Source organism: Thalassospira profundimaris WP0211 (genome assembly GCF_000300275.1).
GTDB lineage: Bacteria > Pseudomonadota > Alphaproteobacteria > Rhodospirillales > Thalassospiraceae > Thalassospira > Thalassospira profundimaris.
Map to the genome: position 1 here is coordinate 284,308 of NZ_AMRN01000005.1, position 14,953 is coordinate 299,260.

Below are 14,953 nucleotides of genomic sequence, written 5' to 3' on the forward strand. Positions count from 1 at the left end.
GAGACTGAGGATCCGATGCAGTACAGCATGCGGCAATACCGCCCCGAAGCACAAAGCCACAGCCACGGCGATTTCCACCAGATCATCATCTCCGAGCTGGGCAAGCTTGAGATGGAGGTTGAAGGGCGCGGGGGTGAGGTGTGCGGTCGCCAACTGGCCTTTGTCGAGGCGGGTAAAACCCATGCCTATCGTGCGGAGGGGCTAAACCGGTTCCTTGTGCTTGATGTCGATGCCGATCTGGCTCATCGCACCGGTCTTGAGGCGCTTTGGCATCGCCATGGCAATGCTGCGACTTACCTTGAAGTGGGGCTAGGGCATCAGAGAGGACTGGTCGCGTTATTGCAGATGATCGCACCGCTACGCGATCACGAATCCCAGACAGATATGCTCGATTGCCTGAAAACGCTTTTGTTGCGTAGCCGTCAGAGCCGTGGCGGGAATGCCTTTGGCATGGCGGCGCTGCCATCACGGCTCCTCCGTACCATGGCATGGGCGGAGGCCCGGTTGGGCGAAGACATCACGATTAGTGACATGGCGACCATTGCCGCCCAATCGGAGAGCAGCCTGTTTAGTGCCTTTCAGAAATATATTGGGACAAGCCCGATGCGCTGGCTGACCGAGCAACGTCTGCAAATGGCCATGGCGCTTTTGCGTGATCCCGAAATTCGCCTTTCGATGTCGGATCTGGCAAATGCGGTCGGGTTTGCCGATCAAAGTGCCTTTTCGCGTGCTTTTTCCCGCCGGTTTGGCTGCGCGCCCAGCTCGGTCCGCCGCGATCCGGCGGGCTTTTAGGGCCATACTTCCCACCAGGTCCTTGTCGCAAACTTTCGGAGTTTGGGCAAAGACCTTGGTGTCAAACAGGTGCATCTTCCGGTTTACAAACTCAGCAAACCGGGATGGGCGCGATGGATGAAAAACGCAAGGCAACGCTGATCGGTTCGGTTGCCGTAATTCTTTGGGCTCTGCTTGCCCTGTTCACGACCGAAGTGGCCGACATCCCGCCGTTTCAACTGGTCAGTTTGTGCTTTGGTATCGCCAGCATTTTCAGTGCGCTCTGGATCTCGCTCCGCGGGGGTGATGTGGTTCGGGCCTTGTGTCAGCCACTTGGTGCCTGGGCGCTTGGCGTGGCGGGGCTGTTTGGCTATCACTTTTTCTATTTTGTCGCGCTGGCAAACGCGCCGGCAGTTGAGGCCAGTCTTATTGCCTATCTCTGGCCGCTGCTGATTGTTTTGTTTTCTGCACTTTTGCCCGGCGAACGACTGAAATGGCAGCATATCGGGGGTGCCGTTCTGGGGTTGTCCGGGGCCGTTCTTCTGGTGGGAAAGGGGCAAGCCCTGACCTTTGATCCGGCATTCGCGCTGGGATACGGGGCGGCAATTATCTGTTCATTGCTGTGGTCGGGTTATTCGGTCGCGAACCGGCGCTATCGCAATGTTCCGGTGGGGGCAGTCTGCGGGTTTTGTGCAGGTGCCGCCATTCTTGGCCTCATTACGCATGCTATGATCGAAGACTGGGTAACGCCAGACGCCAGACAGTGGCTTGCTATTCTCGGGCTTGGACTGGGCCCGGTCGGGGCCGCATTCTTCGTCTGGGACCATGGCACCAAACACGGTGATATTCAGATCCTCGGTGTTCTGGCCTATGGCGCGCCATTGCTTAGCACATGCTTGTTGATTGCGTTCGGCAAGGCGATTGCAACGCCAGCCATTATCGCCGGCTGCATCTTGATCGTTGGCGGCGCCATTCTGGCATCAGCGAATTTCAATTCACGAAAACGTCGGCAGCGAAGCTCTGTTTAATAATGCCAATCGGTGTGTGGCAGTTCGGTCACAATTACGTGAACATCGGTCAGAAAGAGCCTGGTTGTGCTGTGCAACAGTATTTAACTGACCTATAGTCGTTATGTGCTTGGGGAGGGGGCGTAGAACAACAATTACGCATCTAGGGACAGATGAATGACGCAGTCACAAAAAGACATTGCGCTTGAAATGAAGCGGGCAATGTCGGCCGGGCAGTTTGATCGCGCAGCCATGATTGGCGCGCAACTGTTGCGTTTGCATTCCAATAGAACAGATATCCAGATCATGACCGCGGTAAGCGAGCTGCAGGGAGGTTCTGTTGAAAATGCAGGTAGAAGGCTGAAAAAGCTGTTTAATTCACTGCCGTTGACGGACCGTTTTTTTGCACCAGTCGCTCAGAACTTCCTGCAATATGCATATCAGTCAAATGACTATTCTTCATTTGAATCTGCGATCAGAAAGCGCTTGCGTGCTGCGACGCACAAGGATTGGCTCAGCTATATGCTCGCTGACGTCATCTTCCAAAGAGAACTCAGCAAAAGTCCTGGACTGTGTTTTGCACCCGGACTGAGCGAAGCAATCGACGTTCTCAATTCGATTCCCGGCAAAAGCCAGACATTCGACGAAGCCCAGATGCTGCTTGGTCGAGTTTATCTGTATCAAGAAAAATATACAGAGGCATTTGGCATTCTGGAAGGCGTCGTCGAGCGCAACCCGGATGGTCTTGCATCACGAATGTTGCTGGCGTCAACTTATGCAATGGCTGGCGACGTGGAAAACGCAGTTGCTGCGAGCCTGGAAATCCTGCGTCGGAAGCCATCTTTTGGTGCTCAGCCATACCTGATCATTTCCTTTATGCGCCCGCAATCCATGCCCGAAAGTGCCAGCGGTGTTCTCGATGCAATGCTTGATAAGGCGGATATCGCAAAAGGAGAGCGTTACAAGGCGGCCTTTGCGCGGGCAAAGATCGAGGAAATGAAAGGCAACATGAAAGAGGCCTTTGATTTCTATCGGTTGGGGCATAGTGCAAACCGGTCGGAGCGGCCGTTTGATATGCCGCGCGAACTCATGGAACTTGCGCGTTTGCGTGATATGGCGGGATCGGTCCCGGTTTTGGAAGATGTCAGCTCAGAAAACGAAGATGGCCCGCGCCCGATCTTCATCGTCGGGATGCCGCGATCCGGAACAACCCTGACCGAGCGTATTCTTGGTGCCCATCCCGATGTGCATGCCGCCGGCGAAATCGGCGATTTTGCCAAGGCAGTTATTGATGTGGTCGGACGTGGTCAGATTTCTGATCAATTGGCGCGCATCAATGCCAAGGCAGCGAAGAAAATTCGCCAACAGTATCTTGCGGCACTCAAGGCCTATGCGCCCGAAAAGCGGTTTGTCACCAACAAGACACCAGCCAATTTCCTACGTGTAGAGATGATCCGGCGCGTCTTTCCCGATGCACCGATCATTCACACCCATCGCCATCCGCTTGCGACCTGTCTTTCGATCTACACGACACCGTTTTCAATCCCGATGCGGTATTCCGATGATCTCGGCGAATTGGCTGATTACTACCGCGGTTATGTCGGTCTGATGAATGCCAGTTTTGAAGCAGATCAAAATGGCCAGCTTTACGATCTTTCGTACGAAGACCTCGTGTCTGATCCGGAAGCTGTTGCACAGGATTATCTGGCCCATTGCGGACTGGATTGGCATCCGGGATGTCTTGAATTTTATCGTGCCGGCAAAGTTGCTGCGACGGCCAGCATGATCCAGGTTCGTCGCCCGATCAATCAGGACTCCGTTGAAAAATGGCAACGGTTTGAGCCGTTTATCGGGCCGTTGGCATCCTTGGCCGATGATCCGTACGTTCAGCAACGGAGTGCTGCGCGCAAATCATCGCGCCGTGCGGTTGCTGCGTGACCAAGCGGGTTGGTTTGGGTTAGAAGGTATCGGTATAAGATGATGCCGACAAACCCGGAGCGCCGCGATGAACACGACCATTCCAAAGGCAGAACTGCACCTGCATCTTGAAGGGGCGATGACGCCATCGCTTGTCCGCAGCTTTGCCAAGCGCAATGGCCTGACATTGCCGGGTGATATCTATGATGCGCAGGATCGTTATATCTGGCGTGATTTTCCCGAGTTCCTCAACAGTTTTGACAAGGCGAGTACTGCCATCCGCACCAAGCAGGATTATTCCGATCTGACCTGTTCCTATCTGGTAGAGCAGGCAAAGGTCGGCACGCTTTATGTCGAGATTTTCTGTTCGCCGACCCATGCAGCCAGTTGTGGATTGTCATTTGACGCGCATCTTGAGGCAGTCGTTGATGGTATTGACCGTGCCGAAAAAGAAACCGGGATCATTGGCCGGATTATCATGACCTGTGTGCGCCACGTTGGGCCGGATGTGGCGGTCAAGGTCGCGCGTGAAACGGTTGATTGTCGTCACCCGTACATTGTCGGTTTTGGCATGGGCGGCAATGAAAGCCTGTTCACACAGGAAGATTTTTATCCGGCGTTCAAGATCGCCCGCGATGCCGGTCTTGGCTGCACCACCCACGCCGGCGAGGTCGAAGGGCCGCAAAGTGTATGGGACGCGATTGAAAAACTTCCAGTGACGCGGATCGGCCACGGGGTGCGATCAATCGAAGACCCCAAACTGGTCGATACACTGGTTAAGCGTGATATCGTTCTTGAAGTTTGTCCGGGATCGAATATCGCGCTGTCGGTTTTCCCGGATTACACATCCCATCCGCTGCGCAAATTCTACGACGCGGGGGTCAAGGTGACCCTTGGCTCTGACGATCCACCGTTTTTCTTTACCTCGCTTGCAGCCGAATATCAGCGTGCCGAGGAGGTGTTTGGTTTTAGCCCCGAAGAGCTCAGTGGTCTGACCCGTACCGCCATCGAAGCTGCCTTTGTTGATGATGCGATCAAGGCTAAACTTCTGGCAAAGCTTTAGGGTCAAAACCACTCAAATCATCGCCCAGGTCTCCCGGATTCACTTTTTTGCGTGCGCGCGATGTGAGCATCAAAAATTTGCCAGAACCTGTTTCGATAAATGTCACGTTCCTGAAGAATTTCGTGGCGGGCTTCAGGGATCTCCGCAATGGTGATCGACGGTACGTTGCCAAACAGATCTTCCGTCGTCTGGTTTGAAACAACCTGATCGTTCCCGGCCAGAACAATGGTGATGGGGGGCAGGGACCATGTGCCAGACTTCATCTGTTCGATCCGGGTGGTCAGGGATGCTTGCGCCTTGAAACAGGCATCAAGCCAGCCAGCAGAAACGCCACCAACCACAAGGTTCGGACTGCTTTGCAAGATGGCAACATTTCGCGCATGACGGACCGGATCGGAAGTCAGAATGTTTTCGGCCTCGAACCCGGCAAGCGGGCTTAGTTTGCGTTGGCCGGGCAGGTACTGTTTGTCAAATCCATAACGACACATGCTGTCGGAGACAAATTGCGCCGCCAATGACAGCCAATCAGGACCACCCAGTCCAAAAAACGGCGCGACCATCACCACGCTTTCCCACAGATCCGGTTGATCGAGCATCATCGCCATCGCAACCAGCCCGCCGGTCGAGTGCGTTATCAGAAGCGGGCAGGCAATGCCGTGGACTTTTTTCACATGATCAACAACATGGCGTGTATCGGCGATATAATGCGCAACATCATGGATATACCCCATGACCGGATCATTCGTTTCGCGGGACGATCCACCGTGGCCGCGAAAATCAAAGGTCACACAACCGAAACCACGTTCGGCAAGCTCGTCTGCCGTTTCCTGATAGCGTTCAATATATTCCCCGCGCCCCTGCAGGATAAGGACATGCTGGCGCGTGTTTTCGGGCGTTTGAACACCAAAGCGCAGATTTATCCCGTCGGGTGTTTCGAAAATGTCGGTCGAAAAAGTCATCGGGCGGGTTCAGTTCCTAGTCCTGCGTGGTGATTGCCTTTGCGATGAAGGCAGCCATTTTATCCATCATACCCGGGAAGTCGGGATTGAATGTGCCACGACGCATTGTGCCGGGGGGCGCTTCGTCAAAAAGATTGCGTTCGCCATACAGGACATCCGTGCCGGATTGGCAGTTTGAGCGGGCAGTTTCGTCATCATAATGACCGCAATCAGGGACCGCGCCATCAAGGCCATAAATGGGATCCTTGGGGCTCATGGTAATTGCGGTGTGGGCATGATTGAGTGTACGCATCTCGTTGTTTTCTGAGCGGACAATTTCAATGCCGTCGCAAGTTGCGCTGCTAGTCGGCGGGTCGATTTTGCCCTGATACCAGATCAGGTGTTTTTGCGGGGTGGTGACCTTGTTGCAGAAGAAGTCGCGCATCAGGTCGGGGTTGATGGTCTGATCATCCGAACTGACAACGCCGAAAACCGGAACATCAAAGTCTTCCAACTTTCCTTGGCCAAAGGGCTTGGTCAGCAAATAAAACTCCGCTGCCGCGTTCATTGCCATCGAACCATATTTGCCAGGATCATTATTCTCGCCCTCACCGACCCAGTCTTTGACATATCGGACATAGGGGGTAAGCCAGGCCTGTTCGCTTTTGGCCGCAAGACCGGGTGACAGCATAACCAGTGCGCTGATCAGGTCGCTCTTGGCCTGTTGTTCGCTATAGACCCGCCCAATCAGGGCGGCCCCGGTCGAAAAACCCATCGGGATGATGTGATCAATCTCATCCCCAAAGCTGTTCATGCCGAAACGAACGGTTTCGAGCCAGTCTTCATATTCGACATCAAGCAAGTCACCCGGCACCGTGCCATGCCCCGGAAGAAGAACACCGTGAAACGTCGCACAGGGAAAACGTTGGCGCAGATCATCACGGATGTCACTTAACCAATAAGGGCTGTCGGTCAGGCCATGTACCATCAGGAAGCCAACACCATTTCCCTGCGCAGGGTCGGTTTCTTCGTTGGCAGTACAGGTGTTGCTCACCGGTCCAAGCACATAAGGCGCGCGCATATCGACAACCTGATCAAGCGTATGGATGCCAAACGGTTTTTCTTCATGCACAAATCGTGTCGTGGAAAGGACGTCGCGGAGTTGCTGGCGTGTGGAGCGGACATAATCTTCAAACGGCATTCCTTCGACGGGCGGAGCAATCGCGGCACCGGATGGCGAAAGCGGGGCGTCTGATTTTGCGCAGGCACCTGTCGTCAAAAGTCCCAGCAGGGCAAGGGATGCCAAACCAGTCTGAAATATGCGGGACGTACCCATGATGATTGCTCCGTTCGGTTCCCGGGATTGGACTTGGTTTTTCTATTGTTGTCAGAAGATGTTAACGCGGGAAGCCACATGGTGCGAGAAACAAAAAAGCGATCTGTGAACAGATCGCTTTTTCATCAGTATCACCGCTGTGAGTAACCGGATTATTCCACCAGTTCCCAGCTGTGCGTGACCTCTGCGGCCTTGGACAGCATGATGGATGCCGAGCAGTATTTTTCTGCCGAAAGTTCGACGGCGCGGCCGACCTTGGTTTCATTAAGGTTTTTACCCTTTACCTTGAAGTGCAGGTGGATTTTGGTGAAGACCTTCGGGTCGGTTTCTGCGCGTTCGGCCTTAACGTCGGTTTCGACATCAAGGACGTTTTCTCGACCCTTCTTAAGGATATGAACAACGTCAATCGACGAACAGCCACCGATACCAAGCAGAAGCATCTCCATCGGGCTCGGGCCAAATCCGTTATCCCTGTCGCCATCCATGACGACACCATGTCCGGTACCACTCATTCCGGTGAAGGTCAGGTTTTCAAGCCACTTTACACGCGCTTCCATCTTCGCATTCCCATATGTGAACAATTGTTGTCTTAACCTCTAGCCCGCCTTGCGCCTACCTGCAAGGTGAGATCATGGAAAGTCGGCCGGGCTGTGGTCGCAAATGCGACCATGAGTGGCAAGTTGTTATAGGAGTTTTTACTTTCCGGATGGATACTGGTGTAATTATTCAGATCCCTATGGTGCAGGAGTATCAGTCATGACAGAGGATCCGACGCGCAGCAAAAGCCGTTTCATGATGGGCATGGAGCATGTCCTGCGTGAGATCAATCACGAAATCATCAGCCCGGCCATTCCGGATATGTCGGTTGAAAATGCCGTGCCGCTGATGATCACCGTTGCACGGCTTCGGGCGGATTATCTGAAATTTGCCTTCCACCTTTGCGATGATCGCGCAGAGGAACACCCGACGGTGGACGAGTTGGCAAAGCTCAAGCATCTGAGAGAAAGCTTTCAGGAAATGCTGGCCGTCGCCAAGGAACTCGAACACTGCATTGATCGCGGTTACATCGATCTTCCGGCGAAAAAATAACGATATTCTGACCTGCACCCGTGTTTGATGTCCTGCTATTCAAAAAAATAATGACTTATTCTCCAGTATATGCAATGGGTTGCGCATATAAATACACAAGGCCGTCTTAAAAGGTCTGATCTGGGACATCACATAAAACACGAATAAAGGGAGAGCGCTGTTTTGCAGCGCGCCGGGTGTCTTGTCAGTCAGTGCGGATGTTGTGGCAACTGCGGCGTTGTCACGTGATAGTCTTATTTTTCTGGATCCGGGCGACCTTAAGGTTGTCTACGTCAACGCGGCTGCGGAAAAGCAGCTTGGCGATGCAAAATCTGTTTTGCGTAAAGGTACAGAGGTCAAACAGCTTCTGGCCTATCTTGCCAAAAATGGCGAATTTACCGATGGCGACGCAGTAGCAGCAGTTCGCAACGCCCTCGCATCCATTTCGTCGGGCAAACATGCCGAACTTCCGGCCTTTCGTCTGGGGAAAACGCCGTTTAACTGGCATTGCGATGTCGGACCGTCCGGAACATTTGCGCTGGTGTTACGTGATGCCGGGCGCGCCCAGGAACTTGCCAAGGCACTGTCAGAACACAAGACATTCATTCAGCACCTCATCGATGTTTTGCCAACTCCGGTTTACCTCAAAAACCGCGAAGGGGTTCTGACCCGTTGTAACGGCGCCTTTGCCGAACTGTTTGGTACGGATGTCGAAACGGCGATTGGCAAGAGAATGGCGGACTTTGCTCCCAAATCACTTGCCAAAACCGTCGGTGAACTCGAAGCACCGTTACGCGATGCCGAGGGGCAGGTACGTGACGAGATTACCTTTGCGATTGATGACAAGGAATGCACGGCCCTGTTTGCCGCCTCGACCCTCAGGGGGCCAAGTGGCGCGATTGCGGGCACCATCGGATCATTGATTGATGTGACCAGCCTTAAAAAGGCGCAGGCCGAGGTCGCCGAGGCATCCCAGCGTCTGACAGGGTTGCTTGAAAGTGCACCGATCGGGGTCGGGATTTCCAACCGGGAAAGCGGCGTTTTCAAATTCTTCAACAGCACATTTTCCAAAATGCTCGGAATTGAAGACGAAAGCAAAGCAACGGATTCCATTCTTCTTTCCGAACGTTATCGCGAGAAATCGCTAGAGGATATGGATGCGCTGGGTGAACTTCAGGATGTCGAGATCCGGTTGCGCCGATCTGATATGCCCGAGGCGCGCTGGCTTAAAACATCAATCGAACCGCTTTCGTTCCAGGGGGAGGAAAGCGTGCTTTGGTGGACCAGCGACATCACCAAGCAAAAGCACGCCGCGCGCGAATTGCAGAACAAGGCCAACAATGATGAGCTGACCGGGTTGGCCAACCGTGCGCGCTTCATGCAGAAGCTTGATCAGTGCGAAACCGTGTTGCGCGGAACCGATACGCCCGCCGCGATCTTTATCCTTGATCTTGATGGCTTCAAGCAACTGAACGACACGCAAGGTCATGCTGCTGGGGACTGGGTACTTGTTGAAACCGGCAAGCGCCTGAAACGTGCAGCCCGCCGCGCAGAAGAGGTCGCACGCCTAGGCGGGGACGAGTTTACCTTGCTGTTCTTAAACAAGGGCGCTGAAAAGGAAATGGCCGAGGCGGCCGAAGCGATTCTTGCCGAAATGAGCCGTCCATTTGTCTGGGAAGGACATGATTGCGATATTTCCGCCTCGATCGGGCTGGCTGTGTTTGATGGCGGCAATTGCGATATGAGCGAGCAACTCCGCCGTGCTGACAAGGCGATGTATGAAGCCAAGGCAGCAGGCAAGGCACAATATCGCCTCTATACCCCGGATATGGAACCCGATCTGCATGCTGATGATTGATTTAATCGCGATCTTAAATGCCGGATCAACCTGATCGGGGACGCGTAAGCAAACGATTTTAGCGAAACGAAAAACGCCCGGCCGATTGGCCGGGCGTTTCGCGTAAGCATTGTCTTCCGAATGGAAGATTAGCCGCTGTAGTACATGTCGAATTCGACCGGGTGCGGAGCCTGTTCGAAACGAACGACTTCTTCCATCTTCAGTGCGATGTATGCGTCGATCAGGTCGTCGGTCATCACATCGCCTTTTTTCAGGAATTCGCGGTCTGCATCGAGGCTGTCGAGAGCTTCGTGCAGCGAACGGCAAACGGTCGGAACTTCTTTGAGCTCTTCCGGCGGAAGGTCATAGAGGTTTTTGTCCATTGCTTCGCCCGGGTGGATCTTGTTCTCGATACCGTCAAGGCCAGCCATCAGCATTGCAGAGAATGCGAGATACGGGTTGGCAAGGGCATCCGGGAAGCGGATCTCAACGCGTTTGCCTTTCGGAGACGCGGTGTACGGGATACGGCAGGAAGCAGAACGGTTACGTGCAGAATATGCCAGCAGAACCGGTGCTTCGAAGCCCGGGACCAGACGCTTGTAAGAGTTGGTCGTCGGGTTGGTGAAGGCGTTCAGAGCTTTGGCGTGCTTGATGATACCGCCGATGTAGTACAGAGCGGTTTCAGAAAGATCCGCATAGCCATTGCCAGCAAACAGCGGCTTGCCTTCGTGCCAGATCGACTGGTGGGTGTGCATGCCCGAGCCGTTGTCACCGAAGATCGGTTTCGGCATGAAGGTTGCGGTTTTGCCATACTGGTGTGCAACCATGTGGATGCAGTATTTGTAAACCTGAACCGCGTCAGCATGTTCGATCAGGGTGCCGAATGCGATACCCAGTTCGTGCTGCGACGGAGCAACTTCGTGGTGGTGCTTCTCGCAACGCACGCCCATTTCGTTGATGTAGTTGACCATTTCGGCACGGATGTCGTTTGCCGAGTCAACCGGCGGTACCGGGAAGTAACCACCCTTCGGACCCGGACGGTGGCCGCGGTTGCCGCCTTCGAATTCGGTGCCGGTGTTGTACGGACCTTCTTCGGAGTCAAGCGCGTAAGCCATGCTCTCCTGCGAGGTGCTCCAACGAACGTCGTCGAACATGAAGAATTCCGGCTCTGCGCCGAAATATGCGGTGTCGCCGATACCAGCGGACTTCATGTATGCCAGTGCGCGTTTCGCGGTCGAACGCGGGCAACGCTCGTAACCCTGGCCGGTTGCCGGTTCGATAACGTCACAAACAAGGATCAGGGTCGGCTGCGCGGTGAACGGATCAACAACGGCGGTCGACGGATCCGGCATCAGGATCATGTCGGATTCGTTGATTTCTTTCCAACCGGAGATCGACGAACCGTCGAACATGATGCCGTCAACAAAGACGTCTTCGTCGATGGTGCAGATATCCTGTGCGGTGTGCTGCCATTTACCTTTGGTATCGGTAAAGCGCAGATCGACAAACTGGATGCCTTTTTCTTTGATCAGATTAAGTACAGAAGCAGCGTCAGACATGATGCAACCCTTTAAAACTCATAAACAGTTACCGTATGGTGTTCAACGAAAGGCGTGACCGATCAGATCGCGTCGTTACCCCGTTCACCAGTACGAATACGGATCGCGTCCTCAAGTGAGGAAACGAAAATTTTACCGTCGCCGATACGCCCGGTATGAGCGGCTTGCTGGATTGCCTCAATCGCACGCTCTACCAGCGTGTCCTCGACGACGATTTCCAGCTTTACCTTCGGCAGAAAGTCCACAACGTACTCGGCGCCGCGATACAGCTCCGTATGACCTTTCTGACGTCCGAAACCTTTGGCTTCGGTGACGGTAATCCCTTTGAGACCAATCTCTTGAAGGGCCTCTTTTACCTCGTCAAGCTTGAACGGCTTGATGATGGCTTCAATTTTTTTCATTAGCGCCCTCTGCTTTTTGGCGAGAGTTGCGTTGAACTCTGTAAAGCGTAATGCTTCGCCCGCTGACTATTGCACGGACCATGCCAGTTTTCACCGGCAACGGCATTCTAAGGATTCTCTGTGCGAAAACCCAGCAAAACCCATGAAATTTTTAAGATTTTCTGGTTTGCTGGTGACTGTGTTTTAGGCAAGATGTTCAAAAAATATGCAAACACCCTGTTTGGAGGGCAGGCAGGCAGGTTCAAACCTCTCCGGGCTTGCCATTCCGGGGCCATCATGCGACAGGATTTGCTATGCAAGGGTGTGGTCGGGCACAAAAATTATACCCGATGACCGGGACTCGACTGACCATGATACGACCGGGGCCACCATCCGGTGAACGACCATAATATAAAGGACGCCTCATGACCGAATTCGTCGGCAATCCGCTTTTCGCTTCGGGCGGGATCACGATCTTCGAAGTGATGAACGAACTGGCCCAGAAACATAAGGCCATCAATCTGGGGCAAGGTGCGCCGGATGAAGATGGCCCGGCCGATATTCGCGAAGCCGCCGCCAGGGCATTGATGGAACTGTCCAACCAGTATCCGCCGCTGGCTGGTGTGCCCGAGCTGCTTCAGGCCGTTGCCGACCACAATAAACGGTTTTATGGCATCGAGGTTGATCCGAAAAAAGAAGTGCTGGTTTCCGTTGGTGCGACCGAGGGGTTGGCCGATGTGATTCTTGGTCTGGTCGCGCCCGGTGATGAAGTCATCCTGATTGAACCGCTTTATGACAGCTACCTTCCGATGGTGAAGCTGGCGGGCGGCATTCCCAAGCTGGTGCGCGTTACCCCGCCGCACTGGGAATTGCCACGCGAAGAACTGGCGGCGGCCTTTTCGGAAAAAACCAAGCTGATCCTGCTGAATTCGCCGCAGAACCCGTGCTCGAAGGTTTATGGTGATGATGAGCTGCAATTCATTGCCGATCTGTGCATCAAGCATGATGTGATTGCGCTCTGTGACGAGGTTTATGAACACCTGGTCTTTGACGGGCGCAAGCACAAACCGTTGATGACGTTCCCGGGTATGCATGAACGCACCGTGCGCATCGGATCGGCAGGCAAGACTTTCTCGCTGACTGGCTGGAAGATTGGCTATATCACGGCTTGTGCCAAACTGATGGAGCCGATCAAGAAGGCGCATCAGTTCCTTGTCTTTACCGTCGCACCCGATCTGCAACATGGTGTGGCCTATGGCCTTAACAAGGATGATGCCTATTTCGAAAACTTCACCGCCGAAATGCAGGCCAAGCGTGATTACCTGATGAAGGGGCTTAAGGAAGTCGGATTTGACGTCCTTGATTCGCAGGGCACCTATTTCATCACCTGCGATTTCCGCCCGCTTGGCTATGATTGCGACGATGTCGAGTTCTGCCAGATCATGATCAAGGAAGCCGGCGTGGTCGCCATCCCGGTATCGGCCTTCTATCAGGGCGAAGATGGCGGTGTGCGCAACTTTGTGCGGTTCTGCTTCTGCAAGGACGAAGCCAAAATGGCCGACGCGATTGCGCGCATGAAAAAGGCGTTTGCGAAGTAAGCCGTGCACGCAAAACAAGGCATTTGAAAGAACATCGGGCCGACATGTAAATGTCGGCCCGATTTGGTTGCGCGAGTAGGATAGTCTCAGGCCGTTTGTTTAAGTGTGCCCTGTCCCTGAAGCGGCAAGCCCGCCTCGCGCCAGTCATTCTTGCCTTCGTGATAATCGCGCACATTGCTGTAGCCAAGTTTGGTCAGGGCCATCTGGGCAATGCCGGAATTCTTGCACGGGCCACTGGCGCAATAGACAACAATCGGTGCATCCAGATCGGGCAGGATCTGTTTGATGCCCTCATCAATCGCATCATGTGGAATGTTGATCGCACCGGGCAGGTGGGCATCAACATAATACCGCGCCGGAAGTGCTTCGATCAGGGTCGGGGCAGTGGCGGTGCCAAGGGCGGCCTTAAGCTCGTCACGGGTAATGGTTCTGGTCATTTTCCAATCTCCATCAGGAATATCGTTGGTTGATGGGATCAGTATTGATGTGCGTTTGAGCGAAGTAAATTTGCGATAAATCGAATTGTATGTGCAATAATGCGAATGATCAGATGGCGCGTTCGGAGGATTGCACATGCTGGAATGGGATGATTTGAAACTGGTGCTGGCGGTGGGGCGGGCGCGCAGCATCACGCAGGCTGCCAGACAAACCGGCATTCACCATTCCACGCTGTTTCGCCGCATGGCTGATATTGAAAGTCGCATCGGTGCCAACCTGTTTGAGCGACAGAAGGGTGATTATCAACCAACGCCAGCGGGATTGGCGGCCATCGAAACCGCGGAAAAGCTTGAAGCCGAAATGGCCGTGCTTGCCCGAACGCTGGCCGGACAGGATATCCGCCCATCAGGCACGGTGCGCCTGACCACGACCGATACGTTGCTTCATGCCGTGCTGGCAGATGATCTGGCGGCGTTTGCGCAGGCCTATCCGGAAATTACCGTGCAGGTCGTGACCGACAACCGGTTTTATGATCTCAACCGTCACGATGCAGACATCGCCATCCGGCCCAGCAATGCGCCCAATGAAAATCTGGTCGGGCGGCAAATTGCCCCGATCCGGTCGGTGGTTTGTGCGGCAAAGGGCATGGGGGATCCCAAGAATGGCGATGGGCCATGGATTACCTGTGATGAAAGCCTTGCTCATATCAAGGCCGCCCAGTGGCGCGACAAACATTTTCATGATCAGCATGTCGTGATGCGCAGCAATTCACTTTTGAATGTGGCGCGGTTGGTGAATGCCGGGGCGGGTTATGCGGTTCTGCCGATGTTCCTTGCCGGGGCATTTGACAATATCGCGATCCTTGGTGACGCGATTGACGGGCTTGATAATGATCTTTGGATGCTGATGCACCGCGATCTTAAAGCCGTGCCGCGCGTTCGGGCCTTCAACGACTTTATGTTCCCGCGGCTCAAGGCCAAATCCGCCCTGTTTGCCGGCGCGTGATTGGCCAAAGAAAAAGCCGGGTTTTCCCGGCTTTTT

The 14,953-nt window shown here is 54.0% G+C and carries 14 protein-coding genes; 8 read left to right on the forward strand and 6 right to left on the reverse strand.

Going from position 1 to position 14,953, the window contains the following annotated elements:
• Positions 1 to 15: 15 nt before the first annotated feature.
• The 4 genes from TH2_RS11880 (at position 16) to TH2_RS11895 (ending at position 4,758) form a co-directional block, all read left to right on the forward strand.
• Positions 16 to 792: a helix-turn-helix domain-containing protein gene (locus TH2_RS11880; RefSeq protein WP_040823694.1), complete on the forward strand. Its 777-nt coding sequence runs from the start codon at positions 16 to 18 to the stop codon at positions 790 to 792.
• 113 nt (positions 793 to 905) lie between these two features.
• On the forward strand, positions 906 to 1,799 hold the full coding sequence (gene yddG, locus TH2_RS11885; protein ID WP_008890680.1) for an aromatic amino acid exporter YddG: 894 nt from the start codon (positions 906 to 908) through the stop codon (positions 1,797 to 1,799).
• 156 nt (positions 1,800 to 1,955) lie between these two features.
• Positions 1,956 to 3,716 carry a tetratricopeptide repeat-containing sulfotransferase family protein gene (locus TH2_RS11890; RefSeq protein WP_008890681.1) on the forward strand — a complete coding sequence of 587 codons (1,761 nt, stop codon included), beginning with the start codon at positions 1,956 to 1,958 and terminating at the stop codon, positions 3,714 to 3,716.
• Positions 3,717 to 3,783: 67 nt separating this feature from the next.
• Positions 3,784 to 4,758: an adenosine deaminase gene (locus tag TH2_RS11895; RefSeq protein WP_008890682.1), complete on the forward strand. Its 975-nt coding sequence runs from the start codon at positions 3,784 to 3,786 to the stop codon at positions 4,756 to 4,758.
• A 17-nt stretch (positions 4,759 to 4,775) separates the two neighbouring features.
• Here TH2_RS11895 and TH2_RS11900 read toward each other — a convergent pair whose 3' ends face one another.
• From TH2_RS11900 to TH2_RS11910, 3 genes are all read right to left on the reverse strand, one after another.
• A complete protein-coding gene (locus TH2_RS11900; RefSeq protein ID WP_008890683.1) occupies positions 4,776 to 5,717 on the reverse strand; it encodes an alpha/beta fold hydrolase in 942 nt (313 codons plus the stop codon).
• Positions 5,718 to 5,733: 16 nt separating this feature from the next.
• Positions 5,734 to 7,032, reverse strand: a complete 1,299-nt coding sequence (locus TH2_RS11905) for an alpha/beta hydrolase (RefSeq protein ID WP_008890684.1) — start codon at positions 7,030 to 7,032, stop codon at positions 5,734 to 5,736.
• 152 nt (positions 7,033 to 7,184) lie between these two features.
• Positions 7,185 to 7,589 carry an OsmC family protein gene (locus tag TH2_RS11910; RefSeq protein WP_008890685.1) on the reverse strand — a complete coding sequence of 135 codons (405 nt, stop codon included), beginning with the start codon at positions 7,587 to 7,589 and terminating at the stop codon, positions 7,185 to 7,187.
• Positions 7,590 to 7,788: 199 nt separating this feature from the next.
• On the opposite strand from TH2_RS11910, the gene TH2_RS11915 reads away from it, so the two are divergent.
• Positions 7,789 to 8,121 (forward strand): hypothetical protein, encoded by a 333-nt coding sequence (locus TH2_RS11915; RefSeq protein WP_008890686.1) that lies wholly within the window; start codon positions 7,789 to 7,791, stop codon positions 8,119 to 8,121.
• 181 nt (positions 8,122 to 8,302) lie between these two features.
• Entirely contained in the window at positions 8,303 to 9,958 is a 1,656-nt protein-coding gene (locus TH2_RS11920; protein ID WP_238538696.1) for a diguanylate cyclase domain-containing protein, read from the forward strand.
• Positions 9,959 to 10,086: 128 nt separating this feature from the next.
• On the opposite strand, the gene glnA is transcribed toward TH2_RS11920, so the two are convergent.
• Both glnA and TH2_RS11930 read right to left on the reverse strand, forming a co-directional pair.
• The gene (gene glnA / locus TH2_RS11925) at positions 10,087 to 11,496 is read right to left on the reverse strand and encodes a type I glutamate--ammonia ligase (RefSeq protein WP_008890688.1); all 1,410 of its coding nucleotides are present in this window, start codon (positions 11,494 to 11,496) and stop codon (positions 10,087 to 10,089) included.
• A 62-nt stretch (positions 11,497 to 11,558) separates the two neighbouring features.
• A complete protein-coding gene (locus TH2_RS11930; RefSeq protein WP_007091888.1) occupies positions 11,559 to 11,897 on the reverse strand; it encodes a P-II family nitrogen regulator in 339 nt (112 codons plus the stop codon).
• Positions 11,898 to 12,301: 404 nt separating this feature from the next.
• On the opposite strand from TH2_RS11930, the gene TH2_RS11935 reads away from it, so the two are divergent.
• Positions 12,302 to 13,474 (forward strand): aminotransferase, encoded by a 1,173-nt coding sequence (locus tag TH2_RS11935; protein WP_008890690.1) that lies wholly within the window; start codon positions 12,302 to 12,304, stop codon positions 13,472 to 13,474.
• Positions 13,475 to 13,560: 86 nt separating this feature from the next.
• Here the strand turns inward: TH2_RS11935 and TH2_RS11940 are convergent, their stop codons facing one another.
• Positions 13,561 to 13,911 (reverse strand): rhodanese-like domain-containing protein, encoded by a 351-nt coding sequence (locus tag TH2_RS11940; protein WP_008890691.1) that lies wholly within the window; start codon positions 13,909 to 13,911, stop codon positions 13,561 to 13,563.
• Between the two features lie 136 nt (positions 13,912 to 14,047).
• On the opposite strand from TH2_RS11940, the gene TH2_RS11945 reads away from it, so the two are divergent.
• Positions 14,048 to 14,917 (forward strand): LysR family transcriptional regulator, encoded by an 870-nt coding sequence (locus tag TH2_RS11945; RefSeq protein WP_008890692.1) that lies wholly within the window; start codon positions 14,048 to 14,050, stop codon positions 14,915 to 14,917.
• Positions 14,918 to 14,953 lie beyond the last annotated feature (36 nt).

What these genes read in the sequence shown, in the direction of transcription:
- TH2_RS11880 (WP_040823694.1), top strand. Translation starts at nt 16, where the DNA reads ATGCAGTACAGCATGCGGCAATACCGCCCCGAAGCACAAAGCCACAGC.
- yddG (WP_008890680.1), top strand. Translation starts at nt 906, where the DNA reads ATGGATGAAAAACGCAAGGCAACGCTGATCGGTTCGGTTGCCGTAATT.
- TH2_RS11890 (WP_008890681.1), top strand. Translation starts at nt 1,956, where the DNA reads ATGACGCAGTCACAAAAAGACATTGCGCTTGAAATGAAGCGGGCAATG.
- TH2_RS11895 (WP_008890682.1), top strand. Translation starts at nt 3,784, where the DNA reads ATGAACACGACCATTCCAAAGGCAGAACTGCACCTGCATCTTGAAGGG.
- TH2_RS11900 (WP_008890683.1), bottom strand. Translation starts at nt 5,717, where the DNA reads ATGACTTTTTCGACCGACATTTTCGAAACACCCGACGGGATAAATCTG.
- TH2_RS11905 (WP_008890684.1), bottom strand. Translation starts at nt 7,032, where the DNA reads ATGGGTACGTCCCGCATATTTCAGACTGGTTTGGCATCCCTTGCCCTG.
- TH2_RS11910 (WP_008890685.1), bottom strand. Translation starts at nt 7,589, where the DNA reads ATGGAAGCGCGTGTAAAGTGGCTTGAAAACCTGACCTTCACCGGAATG.
- TH2_RS11915 (WP_008890686.1), top strand. Translation starts at nt 7,789, where the DNA reads ATGACAGAGGATCCGACGCGCAGCAAAAGCCGTTTCATGATGGGCATG.
- glnA (WP_008890688.1), bottom strand. Translation starts at nt 11,496, where the DNA reads ATGTCTGACGCTGCTTCTGTACTTAATCTGATCAAAGAAAAAGGCATC.
- TH2_RS11930 (WP_007091888.1), bottom strand. Translation starts at nt 11,897, where the DNA reads ATGAAAAAAATTGAAGCCATCATCAAGCCGTTCAAGCTTGACGAGGTA.
- TH2_RS11935 (WP_008890690.1), top strand. Translation starts at nt 12,302, where the DNA reads ATGACCGAATTCGTCGGCAATCCGCTTTTCGCTTCGGGCGGGATCACG.
- TH2_RS11940 (WP_008890691.1), bottom strand. Translation starts at nt 13,911, where the DNA reads ATGACCAGAACCATTACCCGTGACGAGCTTAAGGCCGCCCTTGGCACC.
- TH2_RS11945 (WP_008890692.1), top strand. Translation starts at nt 14,048, where the DNA reads ATGCTGGAATGGGATGATTTGAAACTGGTGCTGGCGGTGGGGCGGGCG.